This is a genomic window from Bacillus sp. PK6-16, assembly GCF_056530295.1.
Window position 1 is genome coordinate 4,033,159 of the sequence record NZ_CP096511.1, and the last position, 21,860, is coordinate 4,055,018.

At 36.1% G+C, this 21,860-nt stretch carries 22 protein-coding genes and 2 other annotated features; of the genes, 5 read left to right on the top strand and 17 right to left on the bottom strand.

Features of this window, described 5'->3' with window-relative positions; all coding sequences use genetic code 11:
- Window positions 1-88: 88 nt before the first annotated feature.
- Both M1D66_RS20675 and M1D66_RS20680 read right to left on the bottom strand, forming a co-directional pair.
- Window positions 89-580, bottom strand: a complete 492-nt coding sequence (locus M1D66_RS20675; RefSeq protein ID WP_012593175.1) for a GNAT family N-acetyltransferase — start codon at window positions 578-580, stop codon at window positions 89-91.
- A 100-nt stretch (window positions 581-680) separates the two neighbouring features.
- Entirely contained in the window at window positions 681-2,015 is a 1,335-nt protein-coding gene (locus M1D66_RS20680; RefSeq protein WP_001110231.1) for a CoA-disulfide reductase, read from the bottom strand.
- A gap of 199 nt (window positions 2,016-2,214) precedes the next feature.
- On the opposite strand from M1D66_RS20680, the gene M1D66_RS20685 reads away from it, so the two are divergent.
- Window positions 2,215-2,643, top strand: coding sequence for a hypothetical protein (locus M1D66_RS20685; protein WP_000332415.1), 429 nt, complete (start codon window positions 2,215-2,217; stop codon window positions 2,641-2,643).
- Between the two features lie 39 nt (window positions 2,644-2,682).
- Here the strand turns inward: M1D66_RS20685 and M1D66_RS20690 are convergent, their stop codons facing one another.
- The gene (locus tag M1D66_RS20690) at window positions 2,683-3,918 is read right to left on the bottom strand and encodes a TcaA 3rd/4th domain-containing protein (RefSeq protein ID WP_001099903.1); all 1,236 of its coding nucleotides are present in this window, start codon (window positions 3,916-3,918) and stop codon (window positions 2,683-2,685) included.
- Between the two features lie 19 nt (window positions 3,919-3,937).
- Window positions 3,938-4,723, bottom strand: coding sequence for a zinc ribbon domain-containing protein (locus M1D66_RS20695; protein ID WP_000650088.1), 786 nt, complete (start codon window positions 4,721-4,723; stop codon window positions 3,938-3,940).
- Window positions 4,724-4,919: 196 nt separating this feature from the next.
- Between M1D66_RS20695 and M1D66_RS20700 the strand changes: the two genes are divergently transcribed.
- Window positions 4,920-5,753, top strand: coding sequence for a hypothetical protein (locus M1D66_RS20700; protein WP_000424614.1), 834 nt, complete (start codon window positions 4,920-4,922; stop codon window positions 5,751-5,753).
- An 11-nt stretch (window positions 5,754-5,764) separates the two neighbouring features.
- Here the strand turns inward: M1D66_RS20700 and M1D66_RS20705 are convergent, their stop codons facing one another.
- The 11 genes from M1D66_RS20705 to trpE all read right to left on the bottom strand — a co-directional run bounded on the left by M1D66_RS20705 (window position 5,765) and on the right by trpE (window position 16,302).
- On the bottom strand, window positions 5,765-6,937 hold the full coding sequence (locus M1D66_RS20705; protein WP_242554751.1) for a hypothetical protein: 1,173 nt from the start codon (window positions 6,935-6,937) through the stop codon (window positions 5,765-5,767).
- 175 nt (window positions 6,938-7,112) lie between these two features.
- Entirely contained in the window at window positions 7,113-7,796 is a 684-nt protein-coding gene (locus tag M1D66_RS20710; protein WP_242554752.1) for a DUF2278 family protein, read from the bottom strand.
- A gap of 90 nt (window positions 7,797-7,886) precedes the next feature.
- The gene (locus M1D66_RS20715; protein ID WP_144596719.1) at window positions 7,887-9,386 is read right to left on the bottom strand and encodes an L-lactate permease; all 1,500 of its coding nucleotides are present in this window, start codon (window positions 9,384-9,386) and stop codon (window positions 7,887-7,889) included.
- Window positions 9,387-9,500: 114 nt separating this feature from the next.
- Window positions 9,501-9,860, bottom strand: a complete 360-nt coding sequence (locus M1D66_RS20720; RefSeq protein WP_000946131.1) for a DUF4029 domain-containing protein — start codon at window positions 9,858-9,860, stop codon at window positions 9,501-9,503.
- Between the two features lie 73 nt (window positions 9,861-9,933).
- On the bottom strand, window positions 9,934-10,710 hold the full coding sequence (gene trpA, locus M1D66_RS20725) for a tryptophan synthase subunit alpha (RefSeq protein ID WP_000537816.1): 777 nt from the start codon (window positions 10,708-10,710) through the stop codon (window positions 9,934-9,936).
- 3 nt (window positions 10,711-10,713) lie between these two features.
- Window positions 10,714-11,907, bottom strand: a complete 1,194-nt coding sequence (gene trpB / locus M1D66_RS20730; RefSeq protein WP_144596721.1) for a tryptophan synthase subunit beta — start codon at window positions 11,905-11,907, stop codon at window positions 10,714-10,716.
- The gene (locus M1D66_RS20735; RefSeq protein ID WP_086389270.1) at window positions 11,904-12,518 is read right to left on the bottom strand and encodes a phosphoribosylanthranilate isomerase; all 615 of its coding nucleotides are present in this window, start codon (window positions 12,516-12,518) and stop codon (window positions 11,904-11,906) included. Before M1D66_RS20735 ends, trpB begins: the two co-directional genes overlap by 4 nt.
- Window positions 12,515-13,276 (bottom strand): indole-3-glycerol phosphate synthase TrpC, encoded by a 762-nt coding sequence (gene trpC / locus M1D66_RS20740; protein ID WP_086389269.1) that lies wholly within the window; start codon window positions 13,274-13,276, stop codon window positions 12,515-12,517. The genes M1D66_RS20735 and trpC overlap by 4 nt, the downstream gene beginning before the upstream one ends.
- Before the next feature lies 1 nt (window position 13,277).
- Window positions 13,278-14,303, bottom strand: a complete 1,026-nt coding sequence (gene trpD / locus M1D66_RS20745) for an anthranilate phosphoribosyltransferase (protein WP_049107439.1) — start codon at window positions 14,301-14,303, stop codon at window positions 13,278-13,280.
- Entirely contained in the window at window positions 14,300-14,887 is a 588-nt protein-coding gene (locus M1D66_RS20750) for an aminodeoxychorismate/anthranilate synthase component II (RefSeq protein ID WP_000636324.1), read from the bottom strand. The genes trpD and M1D66_RS20750 overlap by 4 nt, the downstream gene beginning before the upstream one ends.
- A complete protein-coding gene (gene trpE, locus M1D66_RS20755; protein ID WP_140335734.1) occupies window positions 14,884-16,302 on the bottom strand; it encodes an anthranilate synthase component I in 1,419 nt (472 codons plus the stop codon). Before trpE ends, M1D66_RS20750 begins: the two co-directional genes overlap by 4 nt.
- Window positions 16,303-16,354: 52 nt before the next feature.
- Window positions 16,355-16,599: a binding site (T-box leader), on the bottom strand.
- 42 nt (window positions 16,600-16,641) lie between these two features.
- Window positions 16,642-16,879, bottom strand: a binding site (T-box leader).
- 454 nt (window positions 16,880-17,333) lie between these two features.
- On the opposite strand from trpE, the gene putP reads away from it, so the two are divergent.
- From putP to M1D66_RS20770, 3 genes are all read left to right on the top strand, one after another.
- Complete coding sequence (putP, locus tag M1D66_RS20760; RefSeq protein WP_242554753.1) at window positions 17,334-18,812, top strand: sodium/proline symporter PutP; 1,479 nt, start codon at window positions 17,334-17,336, stop codon at window positions 18,810-18,812.
- 156 nt (window positions 18,813-18,968) lie between these two features.
- Window positions 18,969-19,367: an Ig-like domain-containing protein gene (locus tag M1D66_RS20765; protein ID WP_000878730.1), complete on the top strand. Its 399-nt coding sequence runs from the start codon at window positions 18,969-18,971 to the stop codon at window positions 19,365-19,367.
- Between the two features lie 203 nt (window positions 19,368-19,570).
- Window positions 19,571-20,239: a DUF4386 domain-containing protein gene (locus M1D66_RS20770; RefSeq protein ID WP_242554754.1), complete on the top strand. Its 669-nt coding sequence runs from the start codon at window positions 19,571-19,573 to the stop codon at window positions 20,237-20,239.
- On the opposite strand, the gene M1D66_RS20775 is transcribed toward M1D66_RS20770, so the two are convergent.
- Complete coding sequence (locus M1D66_RS20775) at window positions 20,232-20,804, bottom strand: Crp/Fnr family transcriptional regulator (protein ID WP_000391237.1); 573 nt, start codon at window positions 20,802-20,804, stop codon at window positions 20,232-20,234. The genes M1D66_RS20770 and M1D66_RS20775 overlap by 8 nt on opposite strands.
- Window positions 20,805-20,880: 76 nt before the next feature.
- Entirely contained in the window at window positions 20,881-21,792 is a 912-nt protein-coding gene (locus M1D66_RS20780) for a DMT family transporter (protein ID WP_000806939.1), read from the bottom strand.
- Window positions 21,793-21,860 lie beyond the last annotated feature (68 nt).

Sequence of the window (21,860 nt, forward strand, 5' to 3'; positions counted from 1 at the left end):
TATAAGCGATACGTACTATGTTTTCAAGGGTGAACGGTATATTCAAAATAAAGTTAAATTTCAAAGTAATATACTAGGAGCACCCATCTCATTGTATTTTAAACGTTTGAACGAGGCATTCTTCATCATCGATTAACTGTATTTTCTCATCAAATTCGATGTTTAGCTCCCTATATACTTTCTTCCAAAAAGAAACAGCTGGTATATTTTTCACAAGCTCGATAACGAAATATTGCCCCCGTTTCTCTTTTAGTACATTCTCAATAACTTGTTTACCGATTCCTTTCCCCTTGTGTTGATTCAATATGAAAATGTCATTTATACCAAAGTCGTTTTCCTTCTTCAAAAAAGGACGTTCCAGTAGTAATAAAAATCCTACAATATCATTATCACTTTTAATAAAATACGGAGTGATTCCGTCATTTTCCCAAAACATGTGCAAATCTTCGTATTCAAAAAATCCATTTTCCCCAATCGTTATATTAGGAGTGAATGTAGAGAGGTCATGAAGATATAGTGCGTACAAATTACGTAATATTTCTTTTTCTGATTCTTGAACGGTTTGAAGTGTTACAAACATTTTTAATGATCCCTCTTCCCTATTTGTAATTATTTCCCCCTTTTTTATTCGGCAAAAAGGCTTATTCCCCTTTAACGAAAAAAATAGCACTTAAAAAGTGCTATTCTGCTCTCCTTGCCGCTTGCTGTATTGGATCCCAAACGCTGTTATATGGTGGTGCATAACTTAAGTCTACATCTTCTAAATCATGAATGCTCATTTTATTGAAAAGTGCCATCGCGATCACATCAATCCGTTTATCTACGCCTTCTTCTCCAATTACTTGCCCGCCTAATAATTGTTTCGTATCGGAACGGTATAGTAATTTCAAGTAAAGTGGTTTCGCATTTGGATAATAGCCCGCCATATTAGTGGAATCTACTTTGACTGTTTTATACGGGATGTGTAGCCCTTTCGCTTCTTTTTCATTTAATCCTGTTCTTGCAAGCGTCAAATCCATAAATTTAATAATACCTGTACCTAACGTACCTTTAAAGGCTCTTCGTTTATCAAGCATATTCAGTCCAGCAAGTCGCCCTTGTTTATTGGCAGTCGTTCCGAGCGGGATATGATCATGAATTTCCTTTATAACGTGGTAATGTGTTGCGCAATCACCAGCTGCATATACGTCTTGCACATTCGTTTGCATATATGCATTTACTTCAATTGCCCCTTTATGATTCTTACGTATATTTGTCCCTTCAAGAAAATCAGTATTTGGCTTCACTCCGACAGATACTAAAACAAGATCCGCTTTATACGTACCTTTATCCGTTTCAACTGCTTCTACCCGTTCATTCCCTTTAAACGCTTTTACATTTTCATTCGTTAAAATTTCAATATGATGCTTATCTGCTTCTTTATGTATGTACTCTGCCATATCTGCATCATAAATCGTACCGATATGATCATTTCGCTCAATCATTCTTACTTTCTTACCAAGTTCGACGAATGTTTCTGCCATCTCAAGTCCAATGGCACCACCGCCAATAATCGTTACATCTTCAACTTTATTCGTTTCTAGCGTTTTTAATATGCGCTCAGCATCAGGAATTGTTTTTAAAAGATGAACGCCTTGTAATTCCCGTCCTTCCCATTCTGGCATAACAGGACGCACTCCAGTCGCAATTAATAATCGATCGTACGGAAATTCAAAGACATCTTTCGTCTTCGTATGCTCTGCGTACACCATTTTCTTTTCCGTATCTACTTTCGTTACTTCATGACGCACTTTCGCATCAATTCCATATTTCTCACGAAACGTCTTTACGTTACGCGCGATTAACTTTTCAGTTGAAGCGATAGCACCACTAATGACATACGGTAATCCACACTGAGCGTATGAATAAATTTCACCTTTTTCTAAAGTTACAACATTTGCATTTTCATCGTTTCTAACAATTTGCATCGCTGCACTCATACCAGCTGCATCTCCGCCAATAATGACATAGTTCACTTTACCACTCCTTCTTTTTTACATACTCTTTACGTTTTCCATATTTTATAGAAATAACACCTACTTCCATTGTAAAGAAAGAGAATTTCATCTTCAAATTTTGTGCACAAACCTATGCTTGAATAGGTAACTGTCGTGTCTTATAAACAATATGTTTAATATGCTATAACAGTAACAATTGAAAGTAGGTGAAACATACATGTGCGCCGGCCTTCTCGCTCAAACTCCAGAGGAACCGAAAGAACCAAAACCCGCCTTGTCGCTTGATCAAGAATTCTCTATTAACGCAACCATCTATAGTGCTCGTGCTTGGTTATCTAATGATGAGACTTTCCCACAAACGATTTGGAAAGGCTCTCGCTTCGCTTCAGCATCACACGCTGGCAAGTCCATCTTACCAATCGGCACTGTAAAAATTTTGAACTTATCTGATGATACAATAACAGTTACTGCATCATCAGAATCAGATGATAATCTCAAAATAGTCGTACCCCCTCATTCTGAAGGTGTTTTAACATCTAATGGTTTATCTCATGTGCAAGCAAGTACATCAGGAGGAGCAAGTAAAGTCACATTTCTCTTTCATATCTTTTTCTCAAGGGATCCTGGTTCAGATAAAAAACCATAAAAAAGGTACAGTTATGCACTGTACCTTTTTTCCTGTGTTCTATTCTCTTGATTTGATTAGTTCAATATTATAAGTTTCGATATCTGTTAACTTTCCTTTAAAATAAGGATTTTCTCTATACCAAGACTGTTTTGCAAAATACGCTTGCATATCTTTCGTTTGAAAAATATGTCCATGCCTTGCATATATTTCATTTCTAGCAATTTTCAACTGCTCTTTCGATAAATATGTTAAATCTGCGCTCGTTAATTTTCGAATATCACTATCAGGAAAGATGAAACCATTATATACATACCCAGTCGCGGGCGTTGGAGTAACATTATAAACAACTGTTTTTTCTGTACTTTTCTTTTGGAATGGAAGATTATAAGACGAAAGTGCCGTTACCGTCTCTACTTGTGTCGTTTCCCGTCCGCTTTCTCCATTTCGTTCTAAATAAATCGTCGCACTTCCATCAGTCGCTACTGGCCCCCATGTAATTTCTTCTCCTGCCAGCGCTGTAACCGGTTTTTGATTTACATACAATGTTGCACCCGGCGCGTTCGTTTGAACTGTAATATATTGACCTTGCAACGTTAAATCTATCGTTACGTTATTTTGGCTCTGTTTCATAAGTACAACCTTTTCCTCACGAGATAATTTTACATAGTCATTTTTATAATCTGATTGAAACACTTGATTTCCCGGAAGAAATGGCCCATATTGCTTCTCAAACTTTTTGTCATCTGTCTTATCAATTTCTTTTCCGTTCATTTTTAACGATACGCCTTTTTCATTTGTAAGCAAAGTTGTATAGTACGTCTTCGCTTTCAATTTATATCGATCAAATATAAAGAAATACTTTCCGTCTTTCGTTAATGAAAAATCAGCTCTTTCTATTCCGTCCCGTTGTTTTTCACCTTGTCTCAAATATCCTTTTAATTCATTTACGTAAGATGGATTTTCTTTTATATATGAAAATAGGGGCTTTACACTCTCTCTCGTTATCATAACCGATGGATCATCTGCCGTAACGATCTCAGCTAATTTCTCTCCGTCCCTCTCTTGTAAAATCGTAATCATCCGGTCTACTTGTGCCAGCTGCGTATAATACGACGATCCGTACAAATACAATCCAATAATCACTATAACAAATAGCGCTAACAGTGTAATACCAACTTTTGCACCACCGCTCATGTTCTTCTTTACTACAGGACGTCCCCTCTTCGACCCGCAGTTTTGACAAAATTGCAAACCATCTTCAAACTGAGCTCCGCACTTTGTACATACATTCATTCAGTCAACCACCTTTTCATTAGAAGCCAGTTATTCCCTGTGTTAAGGCTTGAATTATCGTGCTAATGTAAGACCAAAGTACAATGAACGTTGCAATTCCAATTAAAACATTTGCAATAATAAGTGTGTAAACGAGATCTAATCCGCCATTGTCTAGCTTTAATACGGCTACAGTTATACTAATCCCTATATAAGTTGCGGCTACGGATAATAATATAGGTAAGAAAAAGATTAATAAGAAACTAAAAAGAAAAGAAAGGACTAATATGACAATAGCCGGCGTCGCTATCGTTCCCCATATACCAAATACTTCAAGAAACGAAAAAGATGATTTCATCATCTTACCACTTACAAAAATAATAAATCCGACAAATAAAGTTAAAATTAATAAAAAGAAAAAGACCGTTATAGATTCTCCAAAAAACGTGGGAGTAGATATATCTGGTGCAAATGTTCTCGTAACTGCTGATGCTGCACTCATCATTCTATAAAAAATACATGCTCCTAAAAAACAAATAAGAACAAGACTTACAATTCCATTTCGTACTTCAATAGCGCCGCTTTGCATAATCGCTGTCGGTGCTTGTAATGCATGTTTAAAAAATTGAAAATAGCCGCTCGCAAACCGCTTTGCTTGCTCTACCGTTTCATTTTGCCGAGCTTCCTTTGCTTGTGCCGCACGTGCTTGTTCCGGTCCTTCTTCTTGGCCACTACTTGCCACTACTTCTTCCGTTAACGAATGTCCACAATTCCCGCAAAATTTTGCCTCCGCTGCATTTTCTGTATGACATGACGGACATTTCATTCTCTTATCCCTCCTTAAGGATATACCGTATAGGGTGTTACAAATTCAATATATGAATTTGTACATAAAACATGACTACAAGAAAAAGATTCTGAAATCCTTCTTCCGAAAGAAAATATATGTGCTAGTAATCTTGAAAAAAAATGCTATTATGAAACAGAATAAATAATATTTTTAACAGATTGGATGACTGGCAATGGAATTGGTAACCTCAATTTTTCAAATACTCCTTACAAGCGTAATCCAATTATTATCTTTAATTGGCGTTATCATTGTAATTGGATTTTTATTAGGATATTTAGAATCTCTCACACGCATGTATTGGTCGAGAGCTTTCGGAAGAAAAGGATTCCTATTAACGGCTTGGATTGGTGTTCCGATTCACGAACTTGGACATGCCATTATGTGTGTGCTATTTCGTCATAAAATTGTAGGAACGCAGTTTTTCCCAACAGATACAAGTCAAGGTGCTTTAGGATACGTACAACATCAATACAATCAAAAAAGTGTATATCAACGAATTGGGAACTTCTTCATTGGAATTGGTCCTATTATTTCTGGTATTACTGCGTTAATCCTTTTAATGCGCTATTTCGTACCGAATTCATATTTCTTATTTAATACAACTCTCGAAAAAACAATCGCTTCTACTTCTATTAATATAGAAATGGTTCAAAACATGCTCTTGTCGACGTTTGTATTATTGAAAAGCTTATTTACAATAAGTAATTTATTGAATCCTTCCTTTTGGCTATTTTTATTTATCGCCATTTGTATTTCTGCACATATCGCTTTAAGTAAACCAGATATTAAAGGATCAATAGACGGTGTGATCGTCATGTTTATCGTATTATTTTTATTCAACATAATCGCAGGACTATTTCAATACGACAGTAACCAGCTAATTGGACAGGTTATGAAATATAATATGTATCTCATTGCGTTTTCTAGTGTAGCACTGCTGTTCTCTTGCCTTTCTACACTTGTTAGTTTTGGGTTTTATAAAATAAGAGGAGGGCGTTCGTTTTGAACGCCCTCTTCTTATTGATTTGAATCTATAATTATATCCTTTGTTTTTAAAATCATTAATTTTCTCTCAGTTGTTGATATATAATACGTATCATTTTGACTAGAAATAATATTCCCCTTTATACGTTTCAATTTTCCATCCCATATATACTCTATTGTCTGATAATTATTTGGTTGAAGAATTAAATACATATATTTTCCTCCTTGAACCAAAGAATATAGAGTTAAATTACTTATAATAAAAAACACCACTAACATATATAATATTACCGTGAACGGTTTCGTAATATATAGTGGCTTTGTAACTCCCCTACGCCCTTCATCTGCTAATATTTTTGTCGTCTTATCTTCTCCCCTCCGTACTCTTATATAAATCATAGTATTAATAATAAATACAGTGAAAATTGCTTTAGCCCATGCGTCTACATAAATATGTAACCCTAGCATTAAAAGTATCGGAATTATCACAATGGATTTCAATATTTTTTTCACTGTAAATAAAATCATTTGATTTTTTATCTGATTTATTAGAAATATCGTTGGTGCACCAATAATAAACATTAATATAAAAAATTCAAATCTGGATAATAAATCCCCTAGCGATGTTAAATTAAAGTATTTGGATATTATTATAAAACTAATATATGTAGTGTAACAATATACCTCATAACTTATAAAAGTATAAAAATCTTTAAAACAAAAATAAAAATTTGCACTTATAAGTACAAGAAGTAAAGGTAACACCCAAAGTAATAACGTCTGAATATATGCCATAAATGTTATTTCTGCTGCAAAAAAATATACAATCGCTATGTTTGTTAAACCTAATGCCAACGCTATTAAAAAAGCTGAGTCAAAACTATCTTTATTTTTTAATATAGCTACAAAAAACAAAACAATAATTCCAATTAAGATGATGTAAAAGAAGCCCACAGAAAAAGCTATCACACGATCAATAGGCACTAAATTAACTGCAACTGATAACAGTGATTGGTCCTTTTCACCTCCAAAATAGTATCCCCATAAAAACAGATATCCGGAAAAATATGCCACTGACGATGATATTAAAATGATTATAATTGAAATAATCCGCTTACCAAAGAATCCTACTTTTATAAAAGAGAAATTCTTTTGTAAAAATTCTTTTGTCCTTCGCAAAATTTCTAAATATTCAGTTTTATCCAAGAAAAAATCTCCTCCTAGCATTTTTAAACAATACATATAACATTATATTAATATATAATGTTTAAAAATTCAAATCATCTCCCTATTATTTAGTATTGCAAATTAACAACAATTTTTTTAGAACAGAATGTACTCCAACTAGAAGAGCTAGTCCATTTCAGACTAGCTCTTCTCCTCACTTATTCCCCTTATAATCACAATGCTCAACAGGCACACGAGCATGCCCTTCTTCATCGGTACACCATGACTGTGATTGGAATGCCAGAAAGATACCAATCCATTCTTCTTCCTTCTCGAAGTGAATGAGTATTCCTCCGTCATGCCATATGCCATTATCAGCTTTCCATTTCTCTACATTCCCTTGATTCATGTGAATATCATGTATACCGTTTCCTGGTTTGAAATGAAAATAGGAATCTGGTGTATTTTCTTCTGGTCCCCATCTTTCGCCAAATGCATAAATAATTGCTTTTTCTTCTATCGCTCGTTTTATATAACGTTCTATTTTTTCATTTAAATCATTATCTGCTCCTGCTTTTTCGGGAGGCAAAGGAATCATTTGATTTGAGTCAAATAGATTTCCTCTTACATAATCTAAAGCTACTTTCGGTTCATTGTTTTTTATTTCTGTAAAACCGAATGGTAATGTCGGTAAAATATGAATCGCCTCTGACTTAATATTGTTACTCGCAAAATATAAAACTTCTGATGGATAACTTTGCGATTTTACGTTAATTGCAATACGATAATCTACTCCTGTCTCGCCCTGTAAATGAACTTGATAATGAGGTGTTTTCCCTTTTCCCATCTTTGATTGTATAACTGTACCTTTTAACACACCGTAGTTTTTTAGGGGCATACATTTCATCTCCTATTCATTTAGTAGCAGCTATTCATATTTAAATCATTATCCACTCATAAAAAAAATCCTCCTATGTTAGGAGGATTTTTAATTTCTCAACATATACCAAACAATAACCTCTACCACTACAAGTAAAACCGCACCAAAGATCATTAACGTCGTCTTCTTTAATAGTTCATTTTCACGGTAAGGGATATTACATAAGTAAGCACCTAATGTAATCCGTGATGGACAAGCGATTGTCGCTACTGATGATGCGGTGTTTTGAAGGGTTGTGACATATTGCCACGGGAGTGCTACGTTTTGTGCGGTTTGCATTTGGAGTTTTATAAACATTGCATTTGATCCTGCGTTACTACCTGTTAAAAATCCACCAATAGCGCCAATAAACGGAGCAACGAAAACGAAAAAGGTTCCAAATGTATCACCAGCTGTCTTTGCGAGTAATGAATGCATGCCTGATGCACCCATTAGTTCTGAAATGGCGATAAACATTGTCGTCGTAATCGCAAAAGGAATCCATTGTTTGATCGTTTGTGAGAGTGATTGTTTAATAATATTAGACGGGATGCGGAAGAAAATAATAGTAAATAAGCAAGTCATACCGAGCCAAAATCCTGGTGAATACAGCATTTCTAATTTGTAAGAGTATGATTTCAAATCAAGGACTGCATATGATCTGAACAAGTCATGTAATGCAGGAACGAGGCGAGAAAGTAAAATACAAACTGTTAGAAATATATAAGGGCTAATAATTTTTAGAATGGATACTTCTCTCTCCGTTGCAGCCGCATGTTCTGTTATAAGATTTTGCCCACTTTTTCCTTTTAATTTAATGATAAGAAAGCCAAATGTAATCGTAACGATAGAACTTAATATCCCAGCTAGTTCAACACTTACGTACGCATTAGAAAGATAGATTCCGAGAGAAAATAATAGAAAGAATCCTACTCCTTCTTTCCACTTTTCTATAACCGCTTGCCAGCCGCCAACAACATGTAAAGAAAGAATGACGAAATAAGCAAACATCGGGATACTTAATAGCGCTGTATTTGTACCAAGTGTTGTAAGAGGCATATTGATTAGCTGCGAACCGATAATCGTACCAGTTGCCATTGCGCCCCATGAACTAGCTAGTAAGCCGATGAATGAGAGCAGTACAGCTTGAAATGGTTTATATCCTAGTGAAAGAAAAATAGGTGCTGCAACCATGAAGCCAATACCGAATCCACTTACTGATTCAATAAGCGGGCAAATGCCAAAACACATAAGCAGCATTTGTAATAAACGATCCTGAGTAACTGCTTCTAGAAAACGTGCTACTTGATCGATGTACCCCATTTTGTTCATGAGGTGAAATAAAAAAATACCGAAAAATAAAACGTATCCGACAATAAAACAAATTAACCATCCTTTAATCGTTGCGTGCACAGTTTCACTTATCCCTAATTGAAACGTTGGCGAGAGTAAAACGATTCCAACAGACACAGCATAAGAAATTAACGAGGACCTTAATGACGTTTGTTTAAATAAAAATAAACAAATGAAAATCATCATAATTGGGATAAGTGCCAACAATATGGCCATGTTATCATCTCATTTCTTTTAAAATACAATTTTTAACTATTATATAACAGATGCTATAATTTTCAATTGTTTTTACAACAGATTCAAAAAAGGAACCAAACGGCTCCTTTTCATTCACTCCCATTTTCTATTATCCTGAAAAACTGTCTGCTTTCCGACTATTTCTTTCAACACAACAAACACAATGTAAGTACATATTGCTTGCAATATAATATTCCAAAATTTCATTAATGTAAATGAATGAATCCGTAGAAATAATTCGTTTAATAATACAATCGAAACGATACTAAATAATTCTATACTAATCGAAAATAGACATATTTCTAAAATAGACTGTTCTTGAATGCGATTTAAGTTAGAAAAGATGAATACATACCCTAAAAATAGAGCCATTAACTCTATTTTCGTCATGCTAATAAGCCAAGCGTATAATGGTACAGTTAAAAATAGATATAGTAATTTACGTCTTAGCATGCCTTCTCCTCCTCTGAATTATATGTATTTTCTGTATATTTTAACATTTATTACGCAAAACAAAAAGAAGAGACTACGCCTCTTCTTTTTGTTTTGTTGCATATATTAATTCACATATTTCTTCTCGCTTTTCATTTTCTAAAAGCTCAATGACCTTACTTCCAACGACAACTCCGTCGCATATTGTAACCATTTCTTCTACATGTTCTTTTGTTGAGATGCCGAATCCAGCGACTACTGGTAAGTTGACGTGTGATTTTACTTTTTCTAAGTAACTATGAATCTCCTCTTTAAAGTTTTGACGTACTCCCGTTACGCCCGCTACTGTAACAGCATAAACGAACCCTTCTGATTCACTCGTAATTTTTTCAATTCTTTCAATAGGACTCGTTACGGTAACGAGTGGAATGAGCGCAATGTTTACCTCTCGAAGTAACGACGCAATAATATTTTGTTCTTCATACGGTAAGTCTGGAACGATGATGCCGTCTACACCTGCTTCTATACAGTTCTCAATGAATCTCTCTTTTCCGAATGCAAGTACTGGATTTAAATATGTCATGAGTACAAACGGAATTTGCACTTCTTTCCTTACCTCTATTAATGCTTGAAAAATACCTTTTACTGTTACGCCGCTATCTAGCGCTCGTTTCCCTGCTCTTTGAATCGTTGGACCGTCTGCGACTGGATCCGAAAAAGGAATGCCGATTTCAACGATGCTCGCTCCTGCTTCATCAAGAAAACGAATTCTTTCTTTTAATTTTTCAAAGCCGCCATCTCCGCCCATTACGTACGGAATAAATGCTTTCTTTCCATTTTCAAACGCTGCTTTAATTTTTTCTACTCCCATTTTTTACACCTCTTCCATATAACGTTTTATACTCTCTACATCTTTATCACCGCGGCCAGATAAACAAATGACAAGCCCTTCATCTTTCTTCATTTGCGGCGCTAATTTTAATGCGTATGCGACAGCATGCGAGCTTTCTAACGCCGGGATAATGCCTTCTTTTTTCGTTAATAATTGAAATGCTTCTAATGCTTCTTCGTCTGTTATCGAATGATAAGAAACGCGGCCAATATCTTTTAGCAAGCTATGTTCTGGACCAACACCTGGATAATCAAGTCCTGCTGAAATAGAGTGTGCTTCTTGAATTTGTCCTTCTTCGTTTTGCAGAAGATACATCATTGATCCGTGGAGAACGCCAACGCTTCCTTTCGTTAAAGTTGCTGCATGCTTTTCTGTATGAACGCCTTTTCCAGCTGCTTCTACGCCGTAAAGAGCAACTTCTCCATCGTGTACGAACGGATAAAACATCCCCATCGCATTACTGCCACCGCCAATACAAGCAACGACTGCTTCTGGTAACTTTCCTTCTAACGTCTCATATTGTTTTTTCGTTTCATTTCCAATTACACTTTGGAAATCACGTACAATTTGCGGGAATGGATGTGGTCCGAGAACAGATCCCATAATGTAGTGCGTATCATGCACATGTGAAACCCAGTAACGAAGCGCCTCGTTTACCGCATCTTTTAATGTACCGCTACCTGCCGCTACACTTTCTACTTTCGCTCCGAGTAATTCCATTCGGAACACATTTAATTTTTGACGTCTTACATCTTCTTCTCCCATAAAAATGACGCATTCTAATCCGAGAAGAGCACATACAGTAGCTGTTGCAACTCCGTGTTGTCCAGCTCCTGTTTCAGCGACAACTTTTTTCTTGCCCATTCGCACTGCAAGTAGTGCCTGACCGATTGTATTGTTAATTTTATGAGCTCCTGTATGGTTCAAATCTTCACGTTTTAAATAAATCTTTGCACCTCCGCAATACTTCGTCAGATTTTCAGCGAAATAAAGCGGTGTTTCTCTTCCGACGTACGTTTTTAAATAATGATTTAATTCCTTTTGAAATGCTTCATCTTGCATCGCTTCTTTATATGCTTCTTCTAGTTCTAGTACAGATTGCATTAACGTTTCTGGAACGTATCGTCCTCCGTATATACCGTAATGTCCTTTTTCATCTGGATATGCGTAGTTCATTTGGAACACTCCTTTGCTTTTATAATAAATTGTTTTATTTTCTCTACATCTTTCTTTCCTTCTGTCTCTACTCCGCTGCTCACATCGACCATATAAGGCCGAACAGTTCGAATTGCTTCTTCTATATTAAGAGCGTTTAATCCACCAGCTAATATCGTTTTCTTTCGCAATTCTTTTGGCATATGCCCAAGTAGTTCCCATGAAAATGTCTTTCCATTTCCTCCATGAAACTTTTCTTTCGGGCTATCAAATAATATATAATCCGTTTCATACCTTTGAGCGTTTTTCATATCACTCTCTGAAGTTACTCCTAGCGACTTTATAGACGGAATATTCAATCTTCTAATTTGATGATTGTCTTCATCCCCATGTAGTTGTACATGTGTTAACCCACACTCATCTGCAATTTTCCGGATCACTTCTACTGATTCATTTACGAAAACACCAATTTTTAACACGTTGGCTGGAAGCTCCTGAATGATTTCTTTCGCTCTCTTTGGAGTGATTTTCCGTTTACTTTCTGCAAAAACAAATCCGAGTGCATCTGCGCCGTATTCGCACACACTTTTCGCTGTTTCCACATCAGTGATGCCGCAAATTTTCACTTTCATATATTCACCTTACAATCTTCAAAAAAACTACTAATAGAAGATGATGTCATAAGCGCCTCTCCAACTAATACACCTTTGGCCCCAGCTCTTTTAACACGAATAATATCTTCTTTTGAATGAATGCCACTTTCACTAATCCAAAGTAGTTTCTCCTCATTCAATCTTTTTCCAATCTTTTCCGTTTGGCTTAAATCTACTTCGAACGTTTTTAAATTACGATTATTAATGCCAATAACGTGCGGATTTAATACAATCGCAGTTTCTAATTCCTGTTCATCATGAACTTCAACAATCGCTTCCAATCCTTTTTCTAACACGTAGCTATACAACTCTTTTAACTTCTCTTTCGTTAACGCTGCTACAATTAGTAAGATAATATCTGCTCCCGCTTCATATGCTCTATCAATTTGAATCTTATCGATTATGAAATCTTTACATAAAAGCGGAATGTTACTTTCTTCTCTCGCTGTTTGTAAATCGTGAAACGACCCTTTAAAAAATTGACCATCTGTTAAAACAGATACTGCTCCTGCACCACATTTCTCATATGTTCCCACTTGTTTTCGTACGTCAACGTGTAAATTGATATCTCCTTTTGATGGTGATGCTCGCTTTACTTCTGCAATGACAGTAAACTGCTGTAACGCTTCTACAAGTGAATGTGTCTTTCTTTTTGTTTTTACTGGTGTATATATTTTATACAACTCCGCAACTTCCCTTTGCTTCTGTTCTACAATTTCATCTAAAATCGTCCCCACTTTAGTTCACCCTTTCTAATTTTTCATTGCTTGCTGCAATTAATAAGTTTAATTTGGTTAATGCTTTTCCAGAGTCAATGCTATGTGCCGCGAGTTTAATTCCTTCTTCAATCGTTTCCGTTTTTCCATTTGCGAAAAGAGCTAGACCTGCATTTAATAAAACTGTATCACGATAAACACTCTTTTCTCCGCTCAATACTTCAAGCGTAATCTTTGCATTTTCTTTTGAATTCCCCCCTCTAATTTCTTCATTTTTCACTCTTGAAAAACCATACTTTTCTGGATCAATACTCATTTCTACTATTTCATTATCTTTTAAAAGGACTACGTGATTTTCCCCTTGTAATGACGCTTCATCTAAAAAACCACTTCCATTTACGACAAGCGCTTGTTTCCGGCCTAACTTTTGTAATACTTCTGCAACTGGTAATAACATATCTCGTTTATAAATACCGACAAATTGTGTTTCTAAATTCACTGGATTTGTTAAAGGACCAATTAAATTAAAGATCGTCGGCACGTTTAACTCTTTTCTTATTTTCATAATGCGCCTTAGTGCTGGATGCATCACTGGTGCAAATAAAAATGCAATGCCCACATGCTCTAGTAAATAATCAATTTCGTTTGGCGTACTACTAATATTTACACCTAGTTCTTCTAATAAGTCTGCACTTCCTGTTTTACTAGAAACAGCACGATTACCATGTTTTGCAACCTTTACACCTGCTCCTGCCAGTACGAATGCTGATGTTGTGCTAATATTAAACGTTTGAGCACCGTCACCACCCGTCCCGCAATTGTCCATTACTCCTTGTATATGGTTCGAAAACGGCAATGCCTTTTCGCGAAGAGCTCGAACGAGACCGTATATTTCTTCTGCAGTTTCACCTTTCGCTTTCAGTAAGACTAAGAAAGCTGCAATTTCACTTTCTAATATGTTTTCACTTAATAAAAGTAGTCCTGCTTTATACATTTCCTCTTCTGTTAAATGTTGACCCTCCACTAATTTACGAAGATAGTTATTCATACTCTTTCCTCCTCTTTTATTTCTGTTAAAAAGGCACGTATTAACTTTCCGCCTTCTTCTGTTGCGATTGATTCCGGATGAAACTGTAATCCGAAGAGCGGATAATAATTGTGACGGACTGCCATTATCTCTCCGTCGTCCATCGCTGTCGCTAATATGTCAAAACACTCTGGCAAGCTCGTTTGCTCTGCAACAAGGGAATGATAGCGCATTGCCGTTAGCGGCTGTGTAGCGTATGAAAAGATTGACGTTCCGTTATGTTTCACACGCGATGTTTTTCCATGTTTAATACATTCTGCTCTAACAATGTCTCCTCCAAATGCAGCTATGATCGCTTGGTGGCCAAGACAAATCCCTAATATGGGAACGTTCTTATAAAAATGACGGATGACGTCGATACAAATGCCAGCATCCTCTGGTTTTCCTGGTCCTGGTGAAAGTACAATTCCTCTTGGATTCACCTCTTCTAACTGTTCTATCGTTATTTCATCATTTCTTACAACTACAATTTCTTCTTTATGTTCGCCTAACAGTTGATACAAGTTATATGTGAACGAATCGTAATTATCGATAAGTACAATCATTTCATTACCTCCAAAAGCGCTCTCGCTTTATTTAATGTTTCTTCATATTCAGCTACTGGATCTGAATCGTAAACGACTCCTGCTCCTGCCTGAACATATGCTTTTTCATCCTTTACGACCATCGTTCGAATGGCGAGCGCCATATCAAGATTTCCTGAAAAACTAACGTATCCAACTGCACCAGCGTATACATTTCTTTTTTCATTCTCTAGTTCATTTATAATTTCCATCGCTCTAATTTTCGGAGCTCCAGAAACCGTCCCTGCTGGTAAGCAATACGCTAACGCATCAAATCCACCCATTTGTTTTCTCAATGTTCCGTAAACTTCAGATACAATGTGCATAACGTGAGAATATTTTTCTACTTTCATATATTTATCTATCGTAACCGAGCCGATTTCACTCACTCTACCAATATCGTTTCGCCCAAGATCTACAAGCATCATATGCTCTGCTCGCTCTTTCTCATTGCCTAACAGTTCTTTTGCGATTTCCTCATCTTCCCTCTTCGTTTTCCCCCTCGGCCTTGTACCAGCAATTGGATTCGTCATCACTTTATCCTCCCTTACTGATAGTAAACTTTCTGGCGAAGAACCGAGTACAACATAATCTTGAAAATCGATATAGAACATATATGGTGATGGATTTGCAATTCGAAGTTTTCGATATAACGCGAATGGATCACCAATACATTCACTTTGTAAACGCTGTGACAGTACAACTTGGAATATGTCTCCCGCTCTTATATATTCTTTCGCCATTTCTACCATCTCACAAAACTCTTTTTCCGTTATAGAAGAAGTGAATGATAATGGGGATTGTATTGCATTTACTTCAGCTTCTTCTCCTTGTATCACTTCCTCTTTGTATACTCGTAGCCTTTCGTATACTTCTTCATAATCTGCTGAATCATCTTGCCTGCATACATATACAAACGACAACTTTTGGCGTAAATGATCGTAAACGATAAACTCACGATATAGTAAAAGGTGTACTTCCGGAATATTTAATGGGTCGTGTAAATCCGCTCCAATGTTTTCATACTGCCGAATGACGTCATATCCAATATAACCAACTGCTCCCCCGCAAAATGGAAATGGACTCTCTACTTGAGCTGACGCGATCACTTCTTCTAACACTTGAAGTACGTTACTTTGCAACTTTTCTGACCGGCCGTAAATCGTTCGTTCCACTTCTGTACCAACGCTTTTCACTTCTCCATAAGGATTACATCCTAAGTAAGAATAACGCCCTTTATCTTGATGAAGCTGTGAACTTTCTAATAAGAATTTCTTCTTTCCTTTCATACGTCTATATAAAGAAATTGGCGTAATGCTATCTCCTTCTTCTTCAGTGATTACTAAAAATGTCGTTCTCTCTCTTTTTTGTTTTATAAATTCTTCTTTCGTCATCATGTCCTTCACCTCGCCCTGAAAAATAAAAAAGTCCTCTACATATCGAAAATATGTAGAGGACGATAAATATACCGCGGTACCACCTCGTGTTGGATGCAAAAGCATCCCGCTTTGTTCAGGTACAAAATTTATACCTTATCCTTGTAACGGCGGAACCCGGGTTGCCTACTGAAAATAATTGTTCAGCATACCTCTCGTAAGCCCATTCCGTATATGGCACCGTACCGGGCTCCCACCTATTCCCGGCTCTCTGTAACGTCTCCAATATACGTACTCTTCTTACTTAAACGATTTCACTTATTTAATTTTTTATACACAAAAAGGGAGTACTCATCCTATAGAAAGGACGGGTACTCCCGTGGTGCCACCTTAATTCGTTACAAATGTAACGCACTTTACCGTATCAAAAACAATACGTGTCTCTTGTATCGATGAGATCATGTCGCCAAAGCCTACTTCTTTCGTTTCGGTTTGGAAGCTCCGAAGCCCATTCCACATCAATTCCATACTGATTCGCACCAACCATCAGCTCTCTGACATGTTCATCATGTGTACTCTTCTTCATCAACGCTTGCATTTTTTTAAGTTGCACTCATTATAGACCTAACTTTTTTCACAAGTCAATACTTTTCCAAAAATTTTATTTTTCTTTCCTTTCAATATTATATTGACAAAACAACCTCTTTTTATGTAAATATAATAAATACTCTATTAAAAATAAGGTTTTTTGTATGAATATTATATATTAAAAAAGTAAAATGACATCAAAAAACGCTTACATTTCTGAAAATTCGTATTTCTATATGGATTTTTCAGAATAATCATGATAGATTATAAAGTGAAACTTTAATCAGTGAGGGTTTTGTTCTCTCCACTGATTATTAGTTGAACCAATCGGGCATTTACGGGCAGTTGATCTCCCACCTAATTTCCTTGCCCAGCCAATTTTAAGGTGGGAGTTTTACTGCCCGTTTATGCGGGATAAATATGCATAACGCATCAAAAGACATGACAAAAGGAAGGGGAACTACATGAGTACGCAGATGTTAACTTTAACTTCTATCTCAATTTACATGCTCGGGACGTTAGTCATTGGCTATTTCGCCTATAAACGAACGTCCAACTTAACAGATTATATGCTTGGCGGGCGTACACTAGGCCCCGCAGTAACAGCATTAAGTGCTGGAGCATCCGATATGAGTGGTTGGCTTTTAATGGGGTTACCCGGTGCAATGTTTAGCGTTGGATTAAGTAGTAGTTGGATTGCGATCGGCCTAACACTAGGCGCATACGCAAACTGGCTTTATGTCGCTCCTCGCTTACGTACCTACTCAGAAATTGCAAATAACTCTATTACTATCCCAGAATTTTTGGAACACCGTTTCCACGACAAGTCTCATATGCTACGTTTAGTATCTGGACTTGTTATTATGATTTTCTTTACTTTCTATGTAGCTTCAGGATTAGTTTCAGGCGCTGTATTATTTGAAAATTCATTTGGCATGAACTATCATGTTGGATTATTCATTGTAGCTGGCGTTGTTGTCGCTTACACATTATTTGGTGGTTTCTTAGCAGTAAGTTGGACAGACTTCGTGCAAGGAATCATTATGGTAGTTGCTCTTATTCTTGTTCCTATCGTAACAATTATGAATTCGAACGGACTTGGACCTGCATTTGATACAATTCGATCTGTAGATCCAACACGTCTAGATATTTTTAAAGGTGCCTCTACTTTAGGAATGATTTCTCTATTCGCATGGGGCCTTGGTTATGTCGGACAACCTCATATTATCGTACGCTTTATGGCAATTTCTTCTGTAAAAGAACTTAAAAGCGCACGAAGAATTGGTATGAGCTGGATGATTTTCTCTGTTGTTGGAGCTATGTTTACTGGTCTTATTGGTATTGCTTACTATTCACAACAAGAGTTAACATTATCTAACCCAGAAACAATTTTCCTTGAACTTGGGAAAATTTTATTCCACCCACTTATTACTGGATTTTTATTAGCCGCTATTTTAGCAGCAATTATGAGTACAATCTCATCTCAGTTACTCGTTACTTCTAGTGCCGTAACGGAAGACTTATATCGTACATTCTTCAAACGTTCTGCATCTGATAAAGAACTTGTATTTGTCGGTCGTATGGCTGTACTTGTTATTGCATTAGTTGGGTGCGCTTTAGCGTTTAAACAAAATGATACGATTTTAGCTCTTGTTGGATACGCTTGGGCTGGTTTTGGTTCTTCATTCGGACCTGCTATTTTATTAAGCTTATATTGGAAACGTATGACGAAATGGGGCGCGCTTGCTGGTATGATTTCTGGTGCCGCTACTGTTATTATCTGGACTCAATTCAAATTCTTAAAAGATTTCTTATATGAAATGATTCCAGGTTTCGCTATTAGTTTACTAGCCATCGTAATTGTTAGTTTACTAACACAACCTTCAAAAGAAGTTGAAGAGCAATTTGAGGATTTCGAAAAACAACATCGTCATAATTTATAAAAAAATCTCTGCTGTTATCGTAACAGCAGAGATTTTTTTACAGTTCGACAATCTTCTTATCAAATTTAACAAATTCTTTATGTTTCGTTAAATTTAACATAACACTACTCCTTTATAGTATGAATATCAGCACTTATACAGAAAGGGGACTCCAACATGTTAGCAGCTTTCCAGCAACAACAAACACGAAAATTTTCACCTATCACAAATACTTCTGCATCTTGTTTAAACATGCAACCTAACCCGCCTAAAATTTCAATTGCTCCTTCTGTTATTTCAGTCATCGGTGTTCATATGGAAAAACATAAATTAAAAATAAAAACGGGACAAAACATTGTGTTAGCAGCTTCCATTTTGCCAATACAAGCAACGAATAAAGAGCTTATTTGGTCAAATATGAATTCTGATATCATCACCATATATCCAAAAGGTGACACCGTGACGATTACTGGAAAAAGTGCAGGTAAAGCAGTCGTAATTGTCACAACTGCTGAAGGCAAATTCCGTGACCTATGTGTCATTCACGTACAACCTTATATGACAAACCCAAAGTAAAAGAGTGGCTTCGTAGCCACTCTTTTACTTTGTTTCAATATTTGAGTTTTTACTTTTTACAAGGTTAATAAAAAACTTGGATATAACCATACATCTTTTTTTGATGGAAATTCCACTAAACTTTCCCTCTCTTGATTTAAGTCAATGAATCTCCTCCTCTTCCCTATTACAATGAAAACAATATTAGAAAAGGAGGACGTATTATGACTGAACGAAAGTACGCCTTATTTGCTAGCACATCTCTTCTTGTTATGGCATTCATTGCATTTTTCTCTTACGGTTTTGTTCATGGAAACCTCGTTATACAAGGAGATGCGAATACAACATTCCATAATATCCAAACTTCAAATTCACTTTTCAAAGCGGAAGTTTTTGGGTGGATTATCGTTTTTATCACTGATATTGTCGCCGCGTGGGCTCTTTATTTCTTTCTAAAACCAATTCATACTAGCCTCTCATTACTAGCCGCTTTACTTCGTCTTATGTATACAGCTATACTTGGGATTGCTATATTCAATCTAATATTGGCATTATTGCTTTCAAAAAATACAATTACAAATCCAGAAACATATACAATGTTGTTTCTCAGTGCATTCGAATACATTTGGTCTGTAGGATTGATCATTTTTGGATTGCATCTTTTCGTTTTAGGCTATGTAGCTTTTCTCTCTAAACAGATACCAAAGTTTATTAGTATACTGCTGTTCATTGCTGCTACCGGTTATATGCTAATTCACGTCATGAATACAATGTTTACACAATACGATACAATGATTTCAATCATACAATCACTATTCCAATTACCTATGATTGCAGGTGAATTAGGACTTGCGATATGGCTATTATTGAAAGGTGGTAAACACTCTAATTAAGCCGTTTCTTAATTCTACTTAATGATTCTGGTGTCATGCCAAGATAGCTTGCTAGCTGATATTGTGGAACGCGATGAATTAAATACGGGCGTTTTCGTAACAATGTTTTATATCGCTCTTCTGGTGTCGATGAGATAAATACAGCAAGTTCATCTTGTACTTCACCGAAATTGTACTCGATCATTTTACGCGTCATTTCTTCTAATTGTGAATACTTATTATACATGTCCTTTTCACTATGTAGATCACCAACAACTACAGTACAATCTTCTAAACACGTTAACGTATATGATGAAGATTTATCTTGTTTATGATGGTTGAAATTCGAAATTGCCTGTTCTTCTGTATAAAAATTTGATGTAACTTCTTTCCCTGCTTCATCTATACTATGTTGCCTAACGCATCCTTTTAATACAAAATAACATTTTAACGGAACATTTCCTTGTCTTAGGAGCACTGTTCCTTTTTTATATTCTTCAATTTGTAATTCACTGAGGATCATTTGCTGCTCTTCTTCACTTAGTGTTGTAAATCCATTCATATACTTCTTTAATATCTCTTCCATTTTCCTCCCCCTTCTACACCCGTATTTCTATAAAACAAAAAGAGAAGTATCACAACTTCTCTTTTCTCCCCTAACACTATAATTCCTGTGTATACACCGGCTCGTTTACGACATTTTTTGCTGTTCGCTTTTGTTGCTGTAGTAAGAAAACAGATACACCAAACAATACGAGCATGCTACCGATTATTTGCATTGCATTTAATTTTTCTCCAAGTAAGAAGAACGCAAGTATAGATGCTCCAACAGGTTCTCCTAAAATACTCATTGAAATTGTCGTTGCATTTACATAATTTAATAGCCAGTTATTAATTACATGTGACACTGTCGGCACAACCGCAAGTAAAAGAAAAACAGTCCAATCCCACTTCGTATAACCTGTAAAGGGTACTTGTAATATGACATTATAAATCCCCATAAAAAGACCTGCGAACGCAAAGACTGTAAAGCTATAAATCCAGTGCGATACTTTCTTCACTGTCGTTTGCCCGATAAATAAATAACCGACAACCGCTATTACACTTAGAAAGGATAATATGTCACCATAAATTGCTTGCTTACTTAAACCTAAATCTCCCCAACCAATGCACATTACTCCTAAAATAGCGATTCCCATCGTTGCAATGGCTGAATATGTTGTTCTTTCTTTAAATAGAAAAAAACCTCCAACTAAAGATACGATTGGTTGAAGCGCCAAAATAATTGTTGAACTAGCAACTGTTGTATGCTTTAAAGATTCAAACCATAAAAGAAAATGAAGTGCTAAAAAGAAACCAGATCCAATTAAAAAGCCCCAATCTTTCATTTGAATCCTATTAAATTCCTCTCTTTTTTTCCATACGATAGGCAGCATAATAAGTACGATAATCCATAAGCGGTACATACTTAATATTGAAGATGGTGCTGAGGACATCTTTACAAAAACTGCTGCAAAGGAAATGGCAATTATAGAAATAGCCAATGGTAGTGCGATTGATTTTTCTTGTTTCAAATCCTGTCTCCCCTCTCACCTGTCAAAAATCCCACTTCATTATATCCGTTTTCTTTCGTAACTTAAAT